The organism is Desulfovibrio psychrotolerans, assembly GCF_013340305.1.
GTDB lineage: Bacteria > Desulfobacterota > Desulfovibrionia > Desulfovibrionales > Desulfovibrionaceae > Halodesulfovibrio > Halodesulfovibrio psychrotolerans.
This window is the reverse complement of the sequence record NZ_BLVP01000007.1, coordinates 23,268-39,583: the sequence shown is the minus strand read 5'-3', so window position 1 is coordinate 39,583 and position 16,316 is coordinate 23,268. Positions and strand designations below refer to the sequence as shown.

The window sequence follows — 16,316 nt, the reverse complement described above, 5'->3', positions numbered from 1 at the left end:
CCACCGGACTAAGGCGGGAGCGGAGCCGTGCTGGAAAGGGCATGGCTGAAGGCGGCAGTGAAGGGGCTTACCCTTCAGGTTGTATACCGCATTCCACGTAAGGGCAGTTCCGTTCGTTTTTGCACAGATACATGGCCTTGTCCGCAAGGCTGAGAAGTTCGTCCGGGTCTGTGCCGTGCTGCGGGCACATGGCCACGCCTATGGCCGGGGTGACCACGCACGGCTCCGCGCCTATTCTGACCGGACGGCATATGGCTTCCGCTATGCGGTGGCTGGCGGTGCGCACCTCTTCCCGTCCGCTCACACCGTGCAGCAGCACAACGAATTCGTCGCCGCCGAGCCGTGCGGCGGTATCCACCTCGCGCAGGGAATCCACAAGACGCCGGGCAACGGTGCGCAGGACCGTATCTCCCGCATCATGCCCATGCGTATCGTTGATTTTTTTGAAGTCATTGAGGTCTATAAACAACAGGGCGAAGGGTGTTGCATCCCGCTGGTGCACGGCCACGGCATGGCGCAGCTGCGACATGAACAGGCGGCGGTTGGGCAGCGAGGTGAGCCCGTCGTGCATGGCCATGAAGCGGATGTATTCTTCCTGCTCCTTCTTGCCGGTTATGTCGTCCAGTACCACCAATGCCTGAAGAATGGTGCCTGCATCGTCCATGAGCGGGGAGACGGAGGCGAATATCCAGCACTGCTCGCCCCCCTTGCGGGTGGTTCTGACCTCTCCGCGCCATTGGTCGCCGCAATGGATGCGCTGCCATATTTCCTGCGGCTCCATGTCCGGCAAGCTGCGCAGGAAGTGCGGAGGACGGCCTGTTGCCTCTGCGGGCAGGTAGCCCGTGATTTCCGTGTAGCGGGGGTTGACGTATTCTATGTCTCCTTCACGCGAGGTGATGGCAACGGCGGCGGAGCTTTGTTCCAGAGCGCGGGAGAGGGTGCGTATTTCATCCTCGGCCTTGCGCCGCTGGGAGATATCGCGAGCGATGCCCATGGTGCCCGTCACCCGCACGGTGCCGTCCGCGTCCGTTTCTGTGAGAGGCTGACGGATGACCTCGTACCACGCTGTGCGTCCGGCTATCTCGCAGGGTTCGTCGTTGCGCAGGGGGACGCCCTGCTGCACCACGGCCCGTTCATTGGCCATGCAGCGGCGGGCCATGTCCGGCGGGAGGATATCTGCGTCTGTTCTGCCGGGAATGTCTGCGGCGGGAACGCCTGTAAGTTCTGACAGTGCGCGGTTGGCCACGATGTAGCGTCCTTCGGCGTCCTTGATCCACGCGGGGTCCGGGATGCCGTTGAGCAGCATGGCGAACTGGCGTTCTGAGCGGCGCAGGTCGGAAATGTCTGCCATGATGCCCAGCAGGCCGGAAATGCTGCCCGCCTTGTCCCGCAGGGGAACCTTGCTGACCAGAACGTCCGCCAGCCTGCCGCCGAGCCACATGGCCCGCTCTTCATGGATGACGGGCTGGCCTGTTTCCAGAACACGTGCGTCCTCTGCCCGGGATTGTGTTCCGTCCATTGCGCCCGCCATTGCACCCGCCATTGCGTTGGGCGGCGTTCCGGCTACATCTCCGGCAAACGGGGAAATCGGAATCTCATCGTCCGTAAGACCTTCCAGCGGGAGGGTGCGGTCTCCCAGCAGTGCCCTGCGGAACAGGTCGTTTGCTCCGGCATAGCGGTGGCGCGGGTTCTTCCAGTAAATATAGTAGGGGATGTGGCGCAGGATGGATTCGAGCAGTTCCGTTTTGTCGGCCAGTTCGCTGCGCAGCAGTTCCATATCTGTGATATCGCGGGCGATAATGATGTCGCACCGCACGCCTTCCAGATCCATGCGGCGTACCGAGATGAGAAATTCCCTGTGTGTACCGTTGCCGGCGGAAATGCCCGCGCGCAGGTTGCTCGCTGTTCCTGTGGCGTGGACATTGCGGAAGCGTTTCGCATCTTCCGGGGTGCGCCAGTGCAGGATGGTTTGCACAGGGGCACCAAGTACCTCGCGCCAGCTCATGCGGAGCAGGCGCAGGAAGCTTTCGTTTACCTCCACCACCAGTCCGGTGGCGGCGTTGATGAAGAGGATGGGGTCCGGGGTGGCATGGAAGGCGGCCTGAAAGCGTGATTCGATGCGCCGTTCGGAATAGTCGCCCGGCGTGCACTCTGCTATCTGCCGTTGCAGGGCCAGAGTCTGTCGCTCGGCTTCTGCCGCCTGCCGGCGCAGGCGGAGGATTTCTTCGTGCCGGTCGTTTCTTGCGTGTTCAAGATGGTCGTTGCGTTCCGGCAGCGGACACCGCGCGCACTGCTTGCGGATGAGCAGCAGCATGAACGCCGTGAAGAGGGCACCGCCTGCCAGAGGCAGGGCGAGCAGCAGGGGAGAGCCTTCCGGAAGCACGGAGAGGGCGACAAATTGCAGGCTTGTGGCACCGAGGGTGGCAAGCAGGAACACGAGCACCACAGAGATGCGGTGACGCGTGGAGTGTCTGATTTTTGGGGTCATGGCCTCCGCTCCCGCAGACAATGCGCTTCCGTTTGTGGGCAGACCCTAGCACAAGCGGCGAGGAAGGCAAACAGGCGAGGCGTGCCCGCAGTGAACGATTGGGCAATGTGGCGTAGCGGCGGGATTGCGTCGGTGGCAGGAATTACTGCTGGCTGGAGGCTGTGATTTCAACCGGGTAGCAGGAGGGAGAAAAGACCAGCGGCATCTGCGACATGATTTCCCGCACGATTTGCAACGGGATGTCGAAATAAAAGGAGGTGGAAAAGAGGGTTCCGTCTCCCGGAGACCAGTGACCACTGCACTCCATCCACTCCAGCAGCTTTGATTCGAACGGGGTGGCATGCAGCAGTGATGTGCGCAGTGTTTTTTCCCGGATGAAGATAAGCGAATCTTCAAGCAGGCTGAAGATATCGTCTTCATTGAGGGCAGGGTGGACGACCGTGCCTGAGAAATGGCTGAAAAATGGACTTTTCCGGGTGCAGAGCAGATCGTAGACGGGAGCATGACCGGCCAGTGCCGAGAGTGCGGTGTGCAGCATGTGCACCGGCTGTGCATGGCTCTGTTCCGGGATATGTTCCGGGATATGTTCCGAAAGGTGTGCCGGGGTCTGTTCTTCGAGATGCATTGTGAGTGCCTGAAGATGACGGAGCATGTGGCTGTGCAGACGGGTGAACGACATGGCGATCTCTCCATTGATCTATATAAGTAATGTGATATTTGATATGTGCATTCTGAGATTATGTCAAGGGATTCAGGTATTCCATGTTCCCGATGCTGATGAGGCGTTTTGTCCGGGTGATGCGTAGCGCAGATTGGTTTGGCGTTTTGACAGCTACAGCAAAAGCGACGATGTGAGCGTTGCAGGGAAAACATTGCACGGTTTGACGCAACGGGATTTCTACCCTGCGGGCCAGTATTGCGGTATCTGCCTGTTGATTTGTACTGATGGTACATGAAATGGCAATTTCCTGAAGATTTACAGAAACGATTCGGCAAAGATACAGTGCGGGTGAGGGGAAATGCTATTTTTAGCTTTGAAAAGCTATTCAGTTACGGTATGGCTTGAGCACGATTCGTCTGTATCGGAGTCCTGATTCTTCCGGCACGTGACCGGGAGTGTCTCCCGCAGGGGCTTCATGCATGAATCGGCACGGAAGCCTGTGGTCCCCGGTTCAGAGAACAAGTGTCTCCCGCCGCTTTTTCTCTGATTGTGCCACTGCGCTTCCGTGCGCTTTTTGGGAGTGGTGTCTTTTCTTCGGGCGCGGATAAGGCTACCATCGGGCAGATGCACACAAGGAGTTTTACATGATGATGACGATGATGCGCCTGCGGGGCGGGCCGGTTTGCCATGCGCACCTTCGGGCCTGCCGGTTGCGCAGGGTGGCGGCGGGCATGCTGTGCGCGGTGCTGCTGCTTGGACTTGCGGCCTGCGGCGGCAAGGAGCCTGAGTTGGGACGGTTTAATCCGGGCGGCACGGCGGGCAGGTACAACGAACAGGCGGAGCGCGCCTTTGCGAGGGCGCATATTCTGTGGCGCGGCGAGACGTGTTCTGATCCTGATCTGGCTGTAACCCTGCTTACCGAAGCCGTGGAACTGGAGCCGGAATATGCGCAGGCGTGGCTGCGGCGGGGATTGGCCTATTCTGATAAGCGGTGGTACGACCTTGCGCTGGAAGACCTGAACCGGGCGGTGCGGCTTGCGCCCACGCCGGAGTCATATGCTTATCGGGGGTTGGTGCAGATGCGGCTGGGCAACTACCTTGGCGCGGAGCAGGACCTGACCACGGCGGCGGAGATGAATCCCGGCTATCATCGGGCATGGAACTTCCGGGCTGCCACGAAATTGCTGAACGGTAATGTGCCGGGCGCGTGTGAGGATTTTGCCCGGGGCTGCAAGGCGGGAGACTGCACGGGGCTGGAGAACGCGAAAAAGGAACGGTGGTGCGAATAGCGGCGGACCGTATGGTATGCCCGCGCCATGTCCCCGCCATGTAACCGGCCTGTACTAGGCATGTACTAGGCATGTACCCGGCATCTACTAGGCCCGATGCATGCGCGCTATATGGGCTGCGACGGGTAAAGAACGTGCTGTGAGAATACGATGGACCGGACGATTAGGACCGGACGCCAGAGAGGTGTCCGGTCTTTTTTTTGTGTTTTGGAAAAGGCGTCCACCCCGTGGGAGAGGGGCTTGGGACCCTGCGTAGACATAGCCGGGACGGTGCGATGGCGAGTTTTGGAAAAAAGGGGGTGGTATGAGCCTGTGCATGTGCAGAACAGCGTGCTCCGGCAGGCGGAGGCGCGTAACAGAGGAGGATTGTGGCATGGAATGGAGGGATGTGGCCGGGACGGTTGCAAAGGTGGCGCCTGTGCTTGGCGCGGTGCTGGGCGGTCCGGTGGGGGCGGTGGCAGGGGCGGCGGGGTCTTTGCTGGGGTCGTTTCTGGGAGTGAAGGCGGAGCCGGAGGCTGTGGCAGAGGCGTTGCGTGATCCGCAGACGGCACTGCGCATGCGTGAACTGGAGCAGGAGCGCATGACGCAGTTGCTGCATTGGCAGGCTACGCAACTGGAGGCGGAACTTACCAATGTGCGGGACGCGAGGGCGCGGGAGGTTTCGCTTGCCGCGCTGGGGCACGGCGGGGCGTGGGTGACGGGAGTAGTGGCACTGGTGGTGATTGCCGGATTCTTCTGGATGCTGCATGCGGTGGTTTCCATGCAGACGGTTAACGAGCCTGCGCTGTTGCTGCTGGGTTCGCTGGGAACCGCTTTTGGGGCGGTGGTGAACTATTATCTGGGATCATCGCTTGGTTCGTACCGCAAGGACGGGTTGGCCAGTTTGGGAGGACAGGGCGGCGACCGGGCAGGCACATACAGGAAGCCGGGAGGCGGTAATGGAGCGTTGTGAGGCAGGCGGGCGCTGGTGCATTGACCGCCGCGTGAACGTGGGGACGGTTGTTTCTGCCCTGAGCAGTCTGGCCATTGCGGCGGGGATGATAGCATCGCTTGCGGCACGGCTGGACGCGGTGGAGGGGCAGGTGGGGCAGATGCGCGAGGACGCGCAGGAATCGCGCCGCACGGCCATGCAGGTGGAACGCATTGATGAGCGGATTATTGCCATGCACAGGATGCTGGAGGAGATAAAGGCTGAGTTGCGACAGCGCAGGGAGGAGCGCCGATGAGCGGGATGACCCCGGCACGCGAACGGTTTGTTGAAGAATTTTTGGTGGATATGGACCCTGTGGCGGCTGCTCTGCGGGCCGGATATGACAAGTGCAACGTGCGCCGTGATGCCCGGAGGATTATGGCCTGCCCGGAAGTGCGCAGGGCCATAGAAGAGGCCAAGAAGGAGCGCGCATGCAGGCTGCGGGTGACGCAGGACAGGGTGGTGCAGGAATTGGCGGCGATAGGGTTTGCCTCTATGGCGGATGTGTGCCGCTGGTCCGGCGACAGTCTGGAGCTGCTGGATTCGGCGTTGCTGACAACGGAGCAGGCAGCGGCCATTGCCGAGATTACGGAGACAACTACATCGCGCGGGGGAACGGTGCGGGTGAAGCTGCATTCCAAGCTCAAGGCGCTGGAGATGCTGGCCCGACATGTGGGGTTGTATGAGGAGCGGCTGCACGGGACGGACGAGGACGGAAACTTGAAGGACGCGATACCGCCCGCCCTGCGGGAGCGGCTGGACGCGGTGTATGCCGCCATGGTGCCGCCCTTGCGCGGTGCGGAGCCGGACGGAGGGGGAGGCAGCTAGGCGCGACAAGGGCCGGGAGGATTTCCCGGCCCTTGTGTTGTCTTTGAAGAAACTTCGGCTGGAATTCGGCGGCAAAGCAGCGTTGATAGTGCTTTGCGGGGCTGCGCGTGGCGGATGCGGTGAGCATCATCGTTCGCGGGTGCGGGATATCGGAATCATATCAGGCGTAGCGGCCTGTGCGCTCATATTCGGGCTTGAACGCCTTCATGAAGGCGGAATCAATGTGGTCCTTGATCCAGAAGGCAGGCTTGCCGCCGAAGATGATGCCGTATTTGTGCAGGACGCCGGTGCGCCCGCCCGTGTTGTAAATGAGCAGGTAATCGCCGCCGGGGTCGAATTCCTGCAGGGGGGTACCCTCCAGTTGCGCCAGCACGTTGTGATGGAGCACGGGGTTTTCCCGCACGGCGTAGACGCCCACTTTATCCAGCGGGCGCGGTTCGAACCAGATGCAGTCGCCGCCGCCGAAGATATTCGGATAGGCGGGGCTTTGCAGGTATTTGTTGACCAGCAGGCCGCCGTCCGGACCTGCCGGGATGCCTGACGGGGCGAAAAGCGGGCGCGGGCGGACGCCCATGGCGATGAAGATGACATCTGCCGAATGGCGTTCGCCTGTTTCCAGCGTGATGCGGCGGGTTTCCACTGCGGTGACGTAGGCGTTGCCCACCAGTTCCACGCCCTGACGGAGCAGGGTTTCGCGGCAGCGGCGGCGCACGCCTTCCGGAGCCTTGGACATGAAATTTCGGCCGTGGAACAGGGTGACGGAGACGTTGCCGCCCGCTTCCTGCCCGCAGGCCCATGCGTTGCCTGCGACCTCTACCCCGGCGGGACCGCCGCCGATGACCGCGATGCGCACGTGGTCTCTGCGGGCGAGGGAAAGGACGCGTTCACGCCCTTTGAGCAGGTTCTCGATGGGTTTGACGGTGTAGATATCTTCGCTGCCGGGGCGGACGACATCGTCCACAATGGAGCTGCCCGTGTTGAAGGAGGCGACATCGTAGGGAATTTCTGTGCCGGATTCCAGCACCACGATGTTCTCATCGGGCCGGACGCTGACGCATTTGTCCACAAGGAAGGTGGCTCCGGCCTGTTCACAGGCGCGCTTGACAGGAAAGCTGATGTCCTGCGGCTTGTAATCGCCGCCGAGCATGCCCGGGCCCATGCCGGAATAGTAGTGGCGCTCGCCGGGGCCGATGACCACGACATCGTGCCCCTTGGCCCTGATGGCGGGGATGTTGTCCATGATGGTCATGTGCGCGTGGCCTGCGCCCACGAGTACGAGTTTGGACATGGCGTTCTCCGTGTTGCGGTGTTGGCGGGAAGTGTGCGGATTGGCGGCGAATCGGGTGATTCGGGCGGTTCAGGCCATAAGGGCATCCATGAGTACGCCCAGATGCTTCAGGTGGCCGCGTTCTTCCTGCGCCATGCGTTCGAGTTCTTTGCGCGAGGCATCGTCGGGGGCATTTTCTGCAGCGCGGGCGTAAAGGTCCATGGCCTGCGCCTCCAGCGCCATGGCGAAATCGACGATGTCGCGCGGGGATTCCGTGTCCGTGCCGAGGCGGCGCATGTATTCTTCTGTGGTCAGGCCGCCTTCCGGGGCGGCATCCGGTCCCACATCGGGCAGGGGAGCGTTGCCTGTGGCCGCACGCAGGCGGTCTGCCACTGCGCCGCTGTGCCTGTCTTCCACGTCCGCCAGTTTGCGGAACAGGTCGGACGCTTTGGGGTCTCGCACGGACGAGGACATGGTGCGGTAGAAATCGCCCAGGGCCTTTTCCATGACGTAGGCCACTTCCAGCACTTCGCGGAGGTCCTGCGTGTTCATGAAGAGATGCAGGCCCTGTTCGTATTCTCCGTAGCCTTTCCAGCCGTTCCATGCCTTGAAGCCGCCGGACATGTTGAAGACTTTGTCAAAGCCTTTGCCTGCGAGCATCTGTGCGGCGATGCGGCTTCTGCCGCCGATGGCACAGTAGACCACCACGGGACGGGCGGGGTCGAGATCGTCGAGCATGTCGCCGAGGGAGCCCAGCGGAATGAATTTGGCCCCGGAAATGTGGCCTTCTTCATACTCTTTGGCCTGCCGCACATCCAGCAGTTGCACTGCGGGGTCGGAGGCGAGCATGGAGCGGGCCTGATGGGAGTCTATGGATTCAACGGGGGTGAGGAATTGTCTCCAGCGCATGTGCGTTCCTTTGGTTTGCTGATCAGTGGGAAGTGCCCCGTGCGGCAAGCCTGCCCCGCGACGGCTGCATGAACCGGCGCGGGGCAGGAGACGGAACGGATTATATATCTTTGTGGCAGAACCACCAATCAAAACCTTCATATTTTTTCAGGCGTTCTTCTGCGTCACGGACGCTCTGGGCCGGAGGAATGATCACGCGGCTGCCGATAAGTTCGTTATTGGGCCAGCCTGCGGGGATGGCGACGGCGTGGGCGTCTGATGTCTGCATGCCCTTTATGGCGCGGAGGATTTCATCGATGTTGCGGCCGAGTTCCTGCGGGTAGTAGAAGATGATGCGCACGATGCCTTCCGGGTCCACGATGAAGACGGCACGGACCGTGTTGCCGCCCTTGCCGGGATGCACCATGCCGAGGCTGTTTGCCACTTCACCGAAGTCTGCGATAATGGGAAATTCGATGGCGACACCGGTTTTTTCCTTGATCCATTCCACCCATTTGATGTGGGAGAAAACCTGATCCAGCGAAAGGCCGATGAGTTCGCAATTGAGGGCGCGGACTCTTCTATGCGCTTTTGGAACGCCACAAACTCGGTGGTGCATACGGGGGTGAAGTCCGCCGGGTGGCTGAACAGGACGAACCATTTGCCCCGCATGTCGTCGGGCAGGGTCATGGGGCCGTGGGTGGTGCGGACCTGAAGACGGGGCAGGGCATCGCCGATGAGGGGAAACTTGATATCCATGGGAATCCTCCTGAAGGAATCGTTTGATGTGAGTGAGTGAACACAGCTATAGCATGATAACAGGAATCATTGTCAATAAAAAGTTTGCGGTTCATCCCGGTTTGCGAATTTTTCTTGCGGACTGTTGCTTCGGGCGGGTTTAGGGTATGCTGCCCTGTGAAAAAGGCGTATGATGCGCTCAGGGCGGAACGGTCGCCATGCCAGCGTTTCTCCCGGTATACGGATGAAACCCGATGATGGACGAAGATGCCCGATGATTCACGGTGGTACCCAATGATACCCGATGGTGGGCGAAGATACACGATGGTATCTGATGATACTCAGAGGGTACCGTTTGCTATGTGCTGATAGTATGTGCTGATGATATGCCGTGACGACGTAAGGAGTATGTATGCAACTGCCCCGCGCAATATACCGATTTTTGGATGGGATGCCCTCCGGGACCATGGTTTTTTCCCGTGACGGTTCGGCCGTGTACGCCAACCCTGCGGCCCGGGTGCTGCTTGGTGCTGTGGCCGAGGTGGCAGCCCCGCTGGACTTTTTTCTTTCTGAATGCGGAGACACTGTTGCCGCTGACGAGCACCCTGTGGCGGTGGCGCTGAGGGAACGGCGTGCCAGCGGGTGGCGTGTGCTGGGGGTGCAGCGGTCTGCCGGGCATGCCCCTGTATGGCTGCGGGTGCAGGCTGCCCCTGTTAAGGATGAAACCGGCACGGACTGGGTGGTGGTGTCTCTTGAGGAGGCTTCTGAGGAGCGGCGGCTGCGGCGGGAACTGCATGACCGGGAACGGCGGGCGCAGGTGCGTGATGTGTCTTCCGGCAGGGCCGAGGTGTGCGGACGGGCGCAGGCGCATGCGCTGCTTGCCCGGGCCGTGGTGGAGGCGCGTGACCGGATGGTTCCGCTGGCGGTATGCCTGCTGGATCTGGACATGTTCAAGCGCTTGAATCAGGCCTTTGGCAGGTCGTGCGGCGATGAGGTGCTGCTGCATGTGGCGGAAACCCTTTCTGCGTGTGTGCGCGAGGAGGATGAGTACGCGCGACTTGGAGGCGGGGAATTTCTGGTTATTGTGCCGGGGATGACGCTGCGCGAGGCGTGGCTGCTTATGGAGCGGTTCCGCGAGCGGCTTGCACAGGAGCTTGTGCCCTGCACGGGCAGGCCGGTGAGCGTGAGCGGGGGAATGGTGCTGCTGCGCGAAGAGGAAGATGCTCCGGCACTGCTGGAGCGGGCCGACAGCCTGCTGTATCTGGCCAAGCTGGACGGCAGAAACCGCATTGTGCCCGATGCATCCATAGGTGCGTTTCCCATTGCCGGGGCAAGGCCGGGAGGACAAGCCGTTGGTGGTTCGGACGTATAGTCCGGCTGTGGTTCGGACGCATAGTCCGGCTATCGTTCGGACGGGTAGTCCGGCTGTGGTTTAGTGCCGCGCGCGGGAGGCGGAATGTTTTTTCATGTGCTCCGTGGCTGGCTTGCCGCACTGCTGGTTCTTGTCCCGGCCATTGCCGCAGGCGTAACGCCCGGTGCGCTGTGCCCCGACTGTTCCCCGGAGGAGGCGCGGGCACTGGACCGGCTGCTGCGGGGGCAGGGGCTGGTTGTGGCCCAGAATAACGAGTATGTGGCGCTGGATACCGGAGTGGCATTGCACAGAGAGTGCCTGACGGTCTTTGGCCCCAAGTTGCCCCAACTGGTGCATGAAGCGTTGGCGCGGGGCGTGCGGTGCATGGGGGGCTACGGCACGGCATCGGCGCGGAGTCTGGTACGTGAGGTGGCTCATGTGTTGGGGAAGCAGAGCGCTCCCCAGCCTGTGTTCTTATGCCGGGAGCTTTACTCCGACCATATGAAGGGGGTGGGCCTGCGCAGCGAGGACCCTGCCCGGTCGCCGTACATTATTCTCAGCCCTGTTCTGAAGGGCGAGCCGGACGAGTATGTCCTGTCTGTTATTTTTCATGAATTTCTGCATCTTGGAGGAGACGGACACCAGCACGGCGCACACCGTGAGGTGGCCGGACCCTGCCAGCACTGTTGCTTTGAGGCCATGCCCCTTGCCCATGCCGCGCGGCCATATGCCTGCCGTGTGTGCACCACAGACTACCCGGACAAGTTTGCGCCGGAGTATCTGGGGGATTTGGCGGAATGGGCCCTGCGCACACCGGGCAGTGAGTTTATTTTCCGCGTGAATATGCTGGACGGCGTGAAGCGGGCCGGGGGGGATGTGCGGTTTATGGCGCAGCTGCTGGAGCACTTTCGCGATCATCCTTTCGGGTTTGAAATGGCGCGCATGGCTGCGGAGCGATATGCGTGGCCGGAAGATGCGGAGCGGCAGGTAAGGGCCATTGCCCGCAAACAGCACGGGCATGTGACCAAGCTGTTTATTCCCGTTGCGCGGGCGGTGGCGGAGGCGGCCATGACCCGCTTTGAGGCGGGAGCGGACCCTGCGGGTGCTACGGGGACGCTTGAGGCGGTATCCGGCCTGCTGGCGGAGAGCCGTCTGCCGGACCGGGAGAAGGTGGACAGGCTGGATTTGCCGTATTTTTATAAATATTACTACGAATTCGCCCTGCTGCGCGGTGTTATGGCGGAAGAGGTGCACGGGTTGTGGCTTGCACGGCACAATGCCTGCGCCAAACAGGAAGCTGCCAAACAGGAAGCTGCCGGTCAGGACGTTGCCAGCCGGGAAACAGCCTGCAGTGAGGCTGCGCACCGCGAGCGGGTGTTCGCCTGCCAGAAGGTGGGGCTGGATTACGATGCCCGGACCGGACGGTGCCGCTGAATCGCGGGCCAATCAGACGATCATGAGACACAAGACGCACAAAGCGTTCAGGTCCTGCTGTCAGCGGACGCGCATGGAGACATGCATGCAGGGTTGAGCACTGCGCTGCGCCACAACGCATTCCCTTTTTTCAATGTCCTGAAATGCCGTCAAGGTATCGCAGACCATGCCGGGACCGTGCCGGCACCCCGTCAGGACCCCCTTCTCATCGTTATGCCCTGAAATCCCGTGATAGCGTCTGCCGTGCGAGGGGCAGCACGCGCAGGGTGTGCCGTTATGGAAAAACGGCATGCTGCCGCGTGGCTCATACCATGCCGCTGCGTGACTGGCTCGTTCAGCCCTGAACACGTGTGCAGGGACGCAGGGCTGCATGGGCTGTGCGCCCTGTTTCTGGCCGGTAGTGAACGGCCTGCGGCGAAGGATATTCTCAACAGCCGGATGACACGGGAGGCAGGTTTTGGGAGGCACAGGCAGACTTGAGGACGCGGCGCGGTATGCCGAGGTGCTGCGCATGGCAGAGGCGCAGGGCGAACGGGCGGTTCTGGCGGTTATGGCGGAACTGGGCAGGCGTGATCTGTATTTTCTGATGACGCACATTCTTGGCAGAAAGGACCTGGAAACAGACTGGCACCATGCCCGGTGCGCGGAGGTGCAGGCGCGCCCTGACGGTATGCTCGACCTGTGGGCGCGTGAGCATTACAAATCCACCATCATCACGTTTGGCCTGACCATTCAGGATATTCTGAATGACCCGGAGCGGACCTTCGGCATCTTTTCCCATTCACGCCCCATAGCCAAGGGGTTTCTGGCGCAGATCAAATACGAATTTGAAAACAATGTCCTGCTGCGGCGGTGCTACCCGGACGTGCTGTGGGAGGAGCCGCGGAGGCAGGCGCCGCGTTGGTCGCTGGACCACGGCATTGTGGTGCGGCGCAGCGGCAACCCCAAGGAAGCCACTGTGGAGGCGTGGGGGTTGGTGGACGGACAGCCCACGGGCAAGCACTTCAGCGTGCTGGTTTATGACGATGTGGTAACCCGCGAGAGCGTGACCACGCCGGAAATGATCGCCAAGGTGACGGATTGCTGGGCACTTTCGCTGAATCTGGGAGCGCGGGGCGGCAGGCGGCGGTACATAGGCACCCGCTACCACTACAACGATACCTACAGAGCCATTATGGACCGTAAGGCGGCTGTGCCGAGGGTGCATGCCGCCACGGCGGACGGAACGCCGGATGGTCCGCCCGTGCTGCTGAGCCGCGGGGAGGTGGAGGAAAAGCGCAGGCAGATGGGGCCGTATGTGTTCGGCTGCCAGATGTTGCAGGACCCGCGGGCGGACGCGGCGCAGGGGTTCCGGGAAGAGTGGCTGGGATATTGGGAGGTGCGGTCGCCTGCCCACTGGCAGGGCATGAACCGCTACATTGTGGTGGACCCGGCGGGCGAGAAGAAGAGCCGCAGCGACTATACCGTGATGCTGGTTATCGGGCTGGGGGAGGACGGCAACTATTACCTCATAGACGGCGTGCGCGACAGGCTGAACCTGACCGAGCGCGCGGAATGGCTTTTTCGCCTGCACAGGCGGTATGCACCGCTTGCCGTGGGGTATGAACGCTACGGGGTGCAGGCGGACATAGAGCATATCCGCTACGAGATGCAGGGGCGCAACTACCGGTTTGAGATTCTGGAATTGGGCGGCGGTGTGCCCAAGAACGACCGCATACGCAAGCTGGTGCCCCTGTTCGAGCGCAGGAGGTTCTTTTTGCCCGTGCGTGCCCCGTTTCGTGATCATGAGGGGCGCTGGCGTGACCTGACAAGGGAGTTTGTGCAGGATGAGTATCTGGCTTTTCCCGTGGCGGCGCATGACGACATGCTTGATTGCATGGCGCGTATTGTGGACCCGGCGCTGTGCGCTGAGTTTCCGGCACGGGAGGAGGAAGAGGGGCAGGAAGCGGTGGGAAACATGGAGTATGCATTGTATGTGTGACAGAGACGACAGGCGGTTTGTGGTGCGGGCGCATGTGCCCGGTGCATTGACCCTGACCCCCGCGATGCTTGCCCGCCTGTGGGAGAGGCTGGCTGCAGAGAATATTGCGGAGCGGCTGTTCTATGATGGCGGCGTAACCTGCGCTACGGGATTTGCGGCGTTTATGACGGCACCCGACGTGTACTGCTATGCGGTGTATGCCGCTGCAGGCGGTGCGGACGGCGGTGCGGGCGGGGGCGGAGAGCCGGAACCCGTTGCGCTGGCGTGGCTGAACAATTTTTCCGGCAGGGCTGCCATGGTGCATTTTGCCGTGCTGCGGGCGGGACTGCCCATGAAGACTGCCATAGGCCGGATTGTGGTGGGGTTTATGCTGCACGGGCAAACGGCGGGTGGCGGGTACTGTCTGGATGCCCTGTACGGAATGACGCCCGGCTCCTACGTGCATGTGCTGCGGTTTATCCGGCGGCTGGGGTTTCGGGTGCAGGGGGCGATACCGGGTGCAGTTGCGCTGCGCCGCCCGGAGGGAGGGCAGCGTTTTGAGGCGGGAGTGCTTTCTGTGTGCACGCGGGAAAGCCTTGGACCTTTGGTGCTGTGACGCCTGCGCCGCGGGGAGCGCCTGAGTGGCTTGCGGGAAGCAGGCACCTGAGGGGAGGAGATGACGACAGGACTCCGGCAACGCATTGATGCTGTGCCGGAGTTTTTCTTCAGATATTTTTTATATAGTGAACTTTTCATTAATATCTAAAAAAATAATGATGAAATAATCATTGATGCTGTGGCCGCTGGATGGCCGGGAAGTGGCGGTTGAAGCCGTGGCGGCTTTTTGGGTTGCCATGAAGGGCGCATGTGCGTATTTTTCCAACCCGGATCAGTATGGTCTGTTGTGGTTTTTCCTGCATTTAAGGTCATTTTATGACATGTATAATGATGGAAAAAGCACATTATTTTTCGGAAAGACGTTCTTTCGATGGATTGTGCAAACACACGGGAGGAGTTGATGGAATCGCTTGCCACGGCAGTGGATTGGCTGAACGGCCTTGTCTGGGGACCGTATATGCTGGTGCTTTTGGTGGGAACAGGGCTGCTGCTGACGATCATGCTGCGCGGGTTGCAGTTTACCAAGCTGGGCCACGCGCTGTATCTGGCGCTGGTGAAGCGTAAGGACAAGGATGCCGGAGAGGGGGATATTTCCAACTTTGCGGCGCTTATGACGGCCCTTTCCGCCACGGTGGGCACGGGTAATATTGCCGGGGTAGCCACGGCCATTGCCCTGGGCGGCCCCGGAGCGCTGTTCTGGATGTGGGTGACCGGGCTGGTAGGCATGGCCACCAAGTACGGCGAGGCCGTGCTGGCCGTGAAATACCGCGTGACCGACGAGAACGGCGAGATGGCGGGCGGGCCCATGTATTATATTTCGCGCGGGCTGGGCTGGAAGCGTATGGGCAGTCTTTTTGCCGTGCTGGCGGCGGTGGCCGCCTTTGGCATAGGCAACATGGTGCAGTCGCATTCCGTGGCGGACGCCATGCACAGCACCTTTGGAGCGGACAAGCTGGTGGTGGGCATTGTCCTTTCTGCCCTGACTGCCATGGTGGTGCTGGGCGGGATTAAAAGCATAGGCAAAGTGACCTCTGTGCTTATTCCGGTGATGATTCTCTTTTATATGAGCGGCGCACTGTTCATTCTGGTTATGAACGCGGGCAAGGTGCCTGCCGCCCTTGCGCTGGTGTTTGAGTATGCGTTCAGCCCCGCTGCCGCCTCCGGCGGGTTTGCGGGAGCCACCATTATGATGGCCATACGGTTCGGGGTGGCACGGGGCGTGTTTTCCAACGAATCGGGGCTGGGTTCCGCGCCCATTGCCGCCGCTGCCGCCAAGACCAAGCATCCCGTTGATCAGGCCCTTGTTTCCATGACGCAGACGTTTATTGACACGCTGGTGGTGTGCACCATGACCGGGCTGGTCATCATTATGTTCAACTGGGATTCCGGCCTGAACGGTGCGCCGCTGACCACAGGCGCGTTCGAGATGGGGTTTGCGGGCGGCAAGTATGTGGTGACCATAGGCATTATGCTGTTTGCGTATTCCACCATCCTTGGCTGGTGCTACTACGGCGAGCGTTCGGTGGAGTATCTGGCCGGGGTGAAGGCGGTGAAGCCCTATCGCCTGCTCTTTGTGTGCGCGGTGCTGGTGGGCACGCAGGTGAAGCTGGACTTTGTATGGGCACTGGCGGACACCTTTAACGGTATGATGGCCATTCCCAACCTGATAGGGCTTATTTGTCTGAGTCCGGTCATTGTGCGTGAGACGAAGGACTATTTTACCCGGCAGAACGGGCGCGGCGAGTAGCTGCACCGCGTTGCCGCTGCAGAGACAACAGGCGATGCAGGAACGAAAGAAGGCGGCTTCCGGAACCGGAGGCCGCC

Annotated in this window: 13 protein-coding genes and 1 pseudogene; 9 read left to right on the top strand and 5 right to left on the bottom strand. The window is 61.1% G+C overall.

What is annotated here, in order from left to right; genetic code table 11:
- Positions 1-67: 67 nt before the first annotated feature.
- Complete coding sequence (locus HUV26_RS06305; protein WP_174409275.1) at positions 68-2,488, bottom strand: GGDEF domain-containing protein; 2,421 nt, start codon at positions 2,486-2,488, stop codon at positions 68-70.
- A 142-nt stretch (positions 2,489-2,630) separates the two neighbouring features.
- On the bottom strand, positions 2,631-3,167 hold the full coding sequence (locus HUV26_RS06300) for a hypothetical protein (protein WP_174409274.1): 537 nt from the start codon (positions 3,165-3,167) through the stop codon (positions 2,631-2,633).
- A 626-nt stretch (positions 3,168-3,793) separates the two neighbouring features.
- On the opposite strand from HUV26_RS06300, the gene HUV26_RS06295 reads away from it, so the two are divergent.
- The 4 genes from HUV26_RS06295 (at position 3,794) to HUV26_RS06280 (ending at position 6,236) form a co-directional block, all read left to right on the top strand.
- Entirely contained in the window at positions 3,794-4,438 is a 645-nt protein-coding gene (locus HUV26_RS06295; RefSeq protein WP_243451293.1) for a tetratricopeptide repeat protein, read from the top strand.
- Positions 4,439-4,811: 373 nt separating this feature from the next.
- Positions 4,812-5,390, top strand: coding sequence for a hypothetical protein (locus HUV26_RS06290; RefSeq protein ID WP_174409273.1), 579 nt, complete (start codon positions 4,812-4,814; stop codon positions 5,388-5,390).
- Positions 5,377-5,664, top strand: coding sequence for a hypothetical protein (locus HUV26_RS06285; RefSeq protein WP_174409272.1), 288 nt, complete (start codon positions 5,377-5,379; stop codon positions 5,662-5,664). The genes HUV26_RS06290 and HUV26_RS06285 overlap by 14 nt, the downstream gene beginning before the upstream one ends.
- Entirely contained in the window at positions 5,661-6,236 is a 576-nt protein-coding gene (locus HUV26_RS06280) for a terminase small subunit (RefSeq protein WP_174409271.1), read from the top strand. Before HUV26_RS06285 ends, HUV26_RS06280 begins: the two co-directional genes overlap by 4 nt.
- A 160-nt stretch (positions 6,237-6,396) precedes the next feature.
- Here the strand turns inward: HUV26_RS06280 and HUV26_RS06275 are convergent, their stop codons facing one another.
- From HUV26_RS06275 to HUV26_RS06265, 3 genes and pseudogenes are all read right to left on the bottom strand, one after another.
- Positions 6,397-7,524 (bottom strand): NAD(P)/FAD-dependent oxidoreductase, encoded by a 1,128-nt coding sequence (locus HUV26_RS06275; protein WP_174409270.1) that lies wholly within the window; start codon positions 7,522-7,524, stop codon positions 6,397-6,399.
- A gap of 69 nt (positions 7,525-7,593) precedes the next feature.
- Complete coding sequence (locus HUV26_RS06270; protein WP_174409269.1) at positions 7,594-8,412, bottom strand: rhodanese-like domain-containing protein; 819 nt, start codon at positions 8,410-8,412, stop codon at positions 7,594-7,596.
- A 100-nt stretch (positions 8,413-8,512) separates the two neighbouring features.
- Positions 8,513-9,081: pseudogene (locus HUV26_RS06265) on the bottom strand (peroxiredoxin).
- 514 nt (positions 9,082-9,595) lie between these two features.
- On the opposite strand from HUV26_RS06265, the gene HUV26_RS06260 reads away from it, so the two are divergent.
- The 5 genes from HUV26_RS06260 to HUV26_RS06240 all read left to right on the top strand — a co-directional run bounded on the left by HUV26_RS06260 (position 9,596) and on the right by HUV26_RS06240 (position 16,239).
- Positions 9,596-10,501, top strand: a complete 906-nt coding sequence (locus tag HUV26_RS06260) for a sensor domain-containing diguanylate cyclase (RefSeq protein WP_174409268.1) — start codon at positions 9,596-9,598, stop codon at positions 10,499-10,501.
- Positions 10,502-10,585: 84 nt separating this feature from the next.
- A complete protein-coding gene (locus tag HUV26_RS06255) occupies positions 10,586-11,914 on the top strand; it encodes a hypothetical protein (RefSeq protein WP_174409267.1) in 1,329 nt (442 codons plus the stop codon).
- A gap of 511 nt (positions 11,915-12,425) precedes the next feature.
- Complete coding sequence (locus HUV26_RS06250) at positions 12,426-13,895, top strand: hypothetical protein (protein ID WP_174409539.1); 1,470 nt, start codon at positions 12,426-12,428, stop codon at positions 13,893-13,895.
- On the top strand, positions 13,888-14,490 hold the full coding sequence (locus HUV26_RS06245; protein WP_174409266.1) for a hypothetical protein: 603 nt from the start codon (positions 13,888-13,890) through the stop codon (positions 14,488-14,490). Before HUV26_RS06250 ends, HUV26_RS06245 begins: the two co-directional genes overlap by 8 nt.
- Positions 14,491-14,892: 402 nt before the next feature.
- Positions 14,893-16,239: an alanine/glycine:cation symporter family protein gene (locus HUV26_RS06240; protein ID WP_174409265.1), complete on the top strand. Its 1,347-nt coding sequence runs from the start codon at positions 14,893-14,895 to the stop codon at positions 16,237-16,239.
- The last annotated feature ends 77 nt before the right edge of the window (positions 16,240-16,316 follow it).

Coding starts and splice junctions, on each gene's coding strand:
- HUV26_RS06275 (WP_174409270.1), bottom strand. CDS start 7,524: ATGTCCAAACTCGTACTCGTGGGCGCAGGCCACGCGCACATGACCATC.
- HUV26_RS06285 (WP_174409272.1), top strand. CDS start 5,377: ATGGAGCGTTGTGAGGCAGGCGGGCGCTGGTGCATTGACCGCCGCGTG.
- HUV26_RS06295 (WP_243451293.1), top strand. CDS start 3,794: ATGATGATGACGATGATGCGCCTGCGGGGCGGGCCGGTTTGCCATGCG.
- HUV26_RS06280 (WP_174409271.1), top strand. CDS start 5,661: ATGAGCGGGATGACCCCGGCACGCGAACGGTTTGTTGAAGAATTTTTG.
- HUV26_RS06245 (WP_174409266.1), top strand. CDS start 13,888: ATGTGTGACAGAGACGACAGGCGGTTTGTGGTGCGGGCGCATGTGCCC.
- HUV26_RS06305 (WP_174409275.1), bottom strand. CDS start 2,488: ATGACCCCAAAAATCAGACACTCCACGCGTCACCGCATCTCTGTGGTG.
- HUV26_RS06290 (WP_174409273.1), top strand. CDS start 4,812: ATGGAATGGAGGGATGTGGCCGGGACGGTTGCAAAGGTGGCGCCTGTG.
- HUV26_RS06270 (WP_174409269.1), bottom strand. CDS start 8,412: ATGCGCTGGAGACAATTCCTCACCCCCGTTGAATCCATAGACTCCCAT.
- HUV26_RS06255 (WP_174409267.1), top strand. CDS start 10,586: ATGTTTTTTCATGTGCTCCGTGGCTGGCTTGCCGCACTGCTGGTTCTT.
- HUV26_RS06240 (WP_174409265.1), top strand. CDS start 14,893: ATGGAATCGCTTGCCACGGCAGTGGATTGGCTGAACGGCCTTGTCTGG.
- HUV26_RS06250 (WP_174409539.1), top strand. CDS start 12,426: ATGGCAGAGGCGCAGGGCGAACGGGCGGTTCTGGCGGTTATGGCGGAA.
- HUV26_RS06300 (WP_174409274.1), bottom strand. CDS start 3,167: ATGTCGTTCACCCGTCTGCACAGCCACATGCTCCGTCATCTTCAGGCA.
- HUV26_RS06260 (WP_174409268.1), top strand. CDS start 9,596: ATGGTTTTTTCCCGTGACGGTTCGGCCGTGTACGCCAACCCTGCGGCC.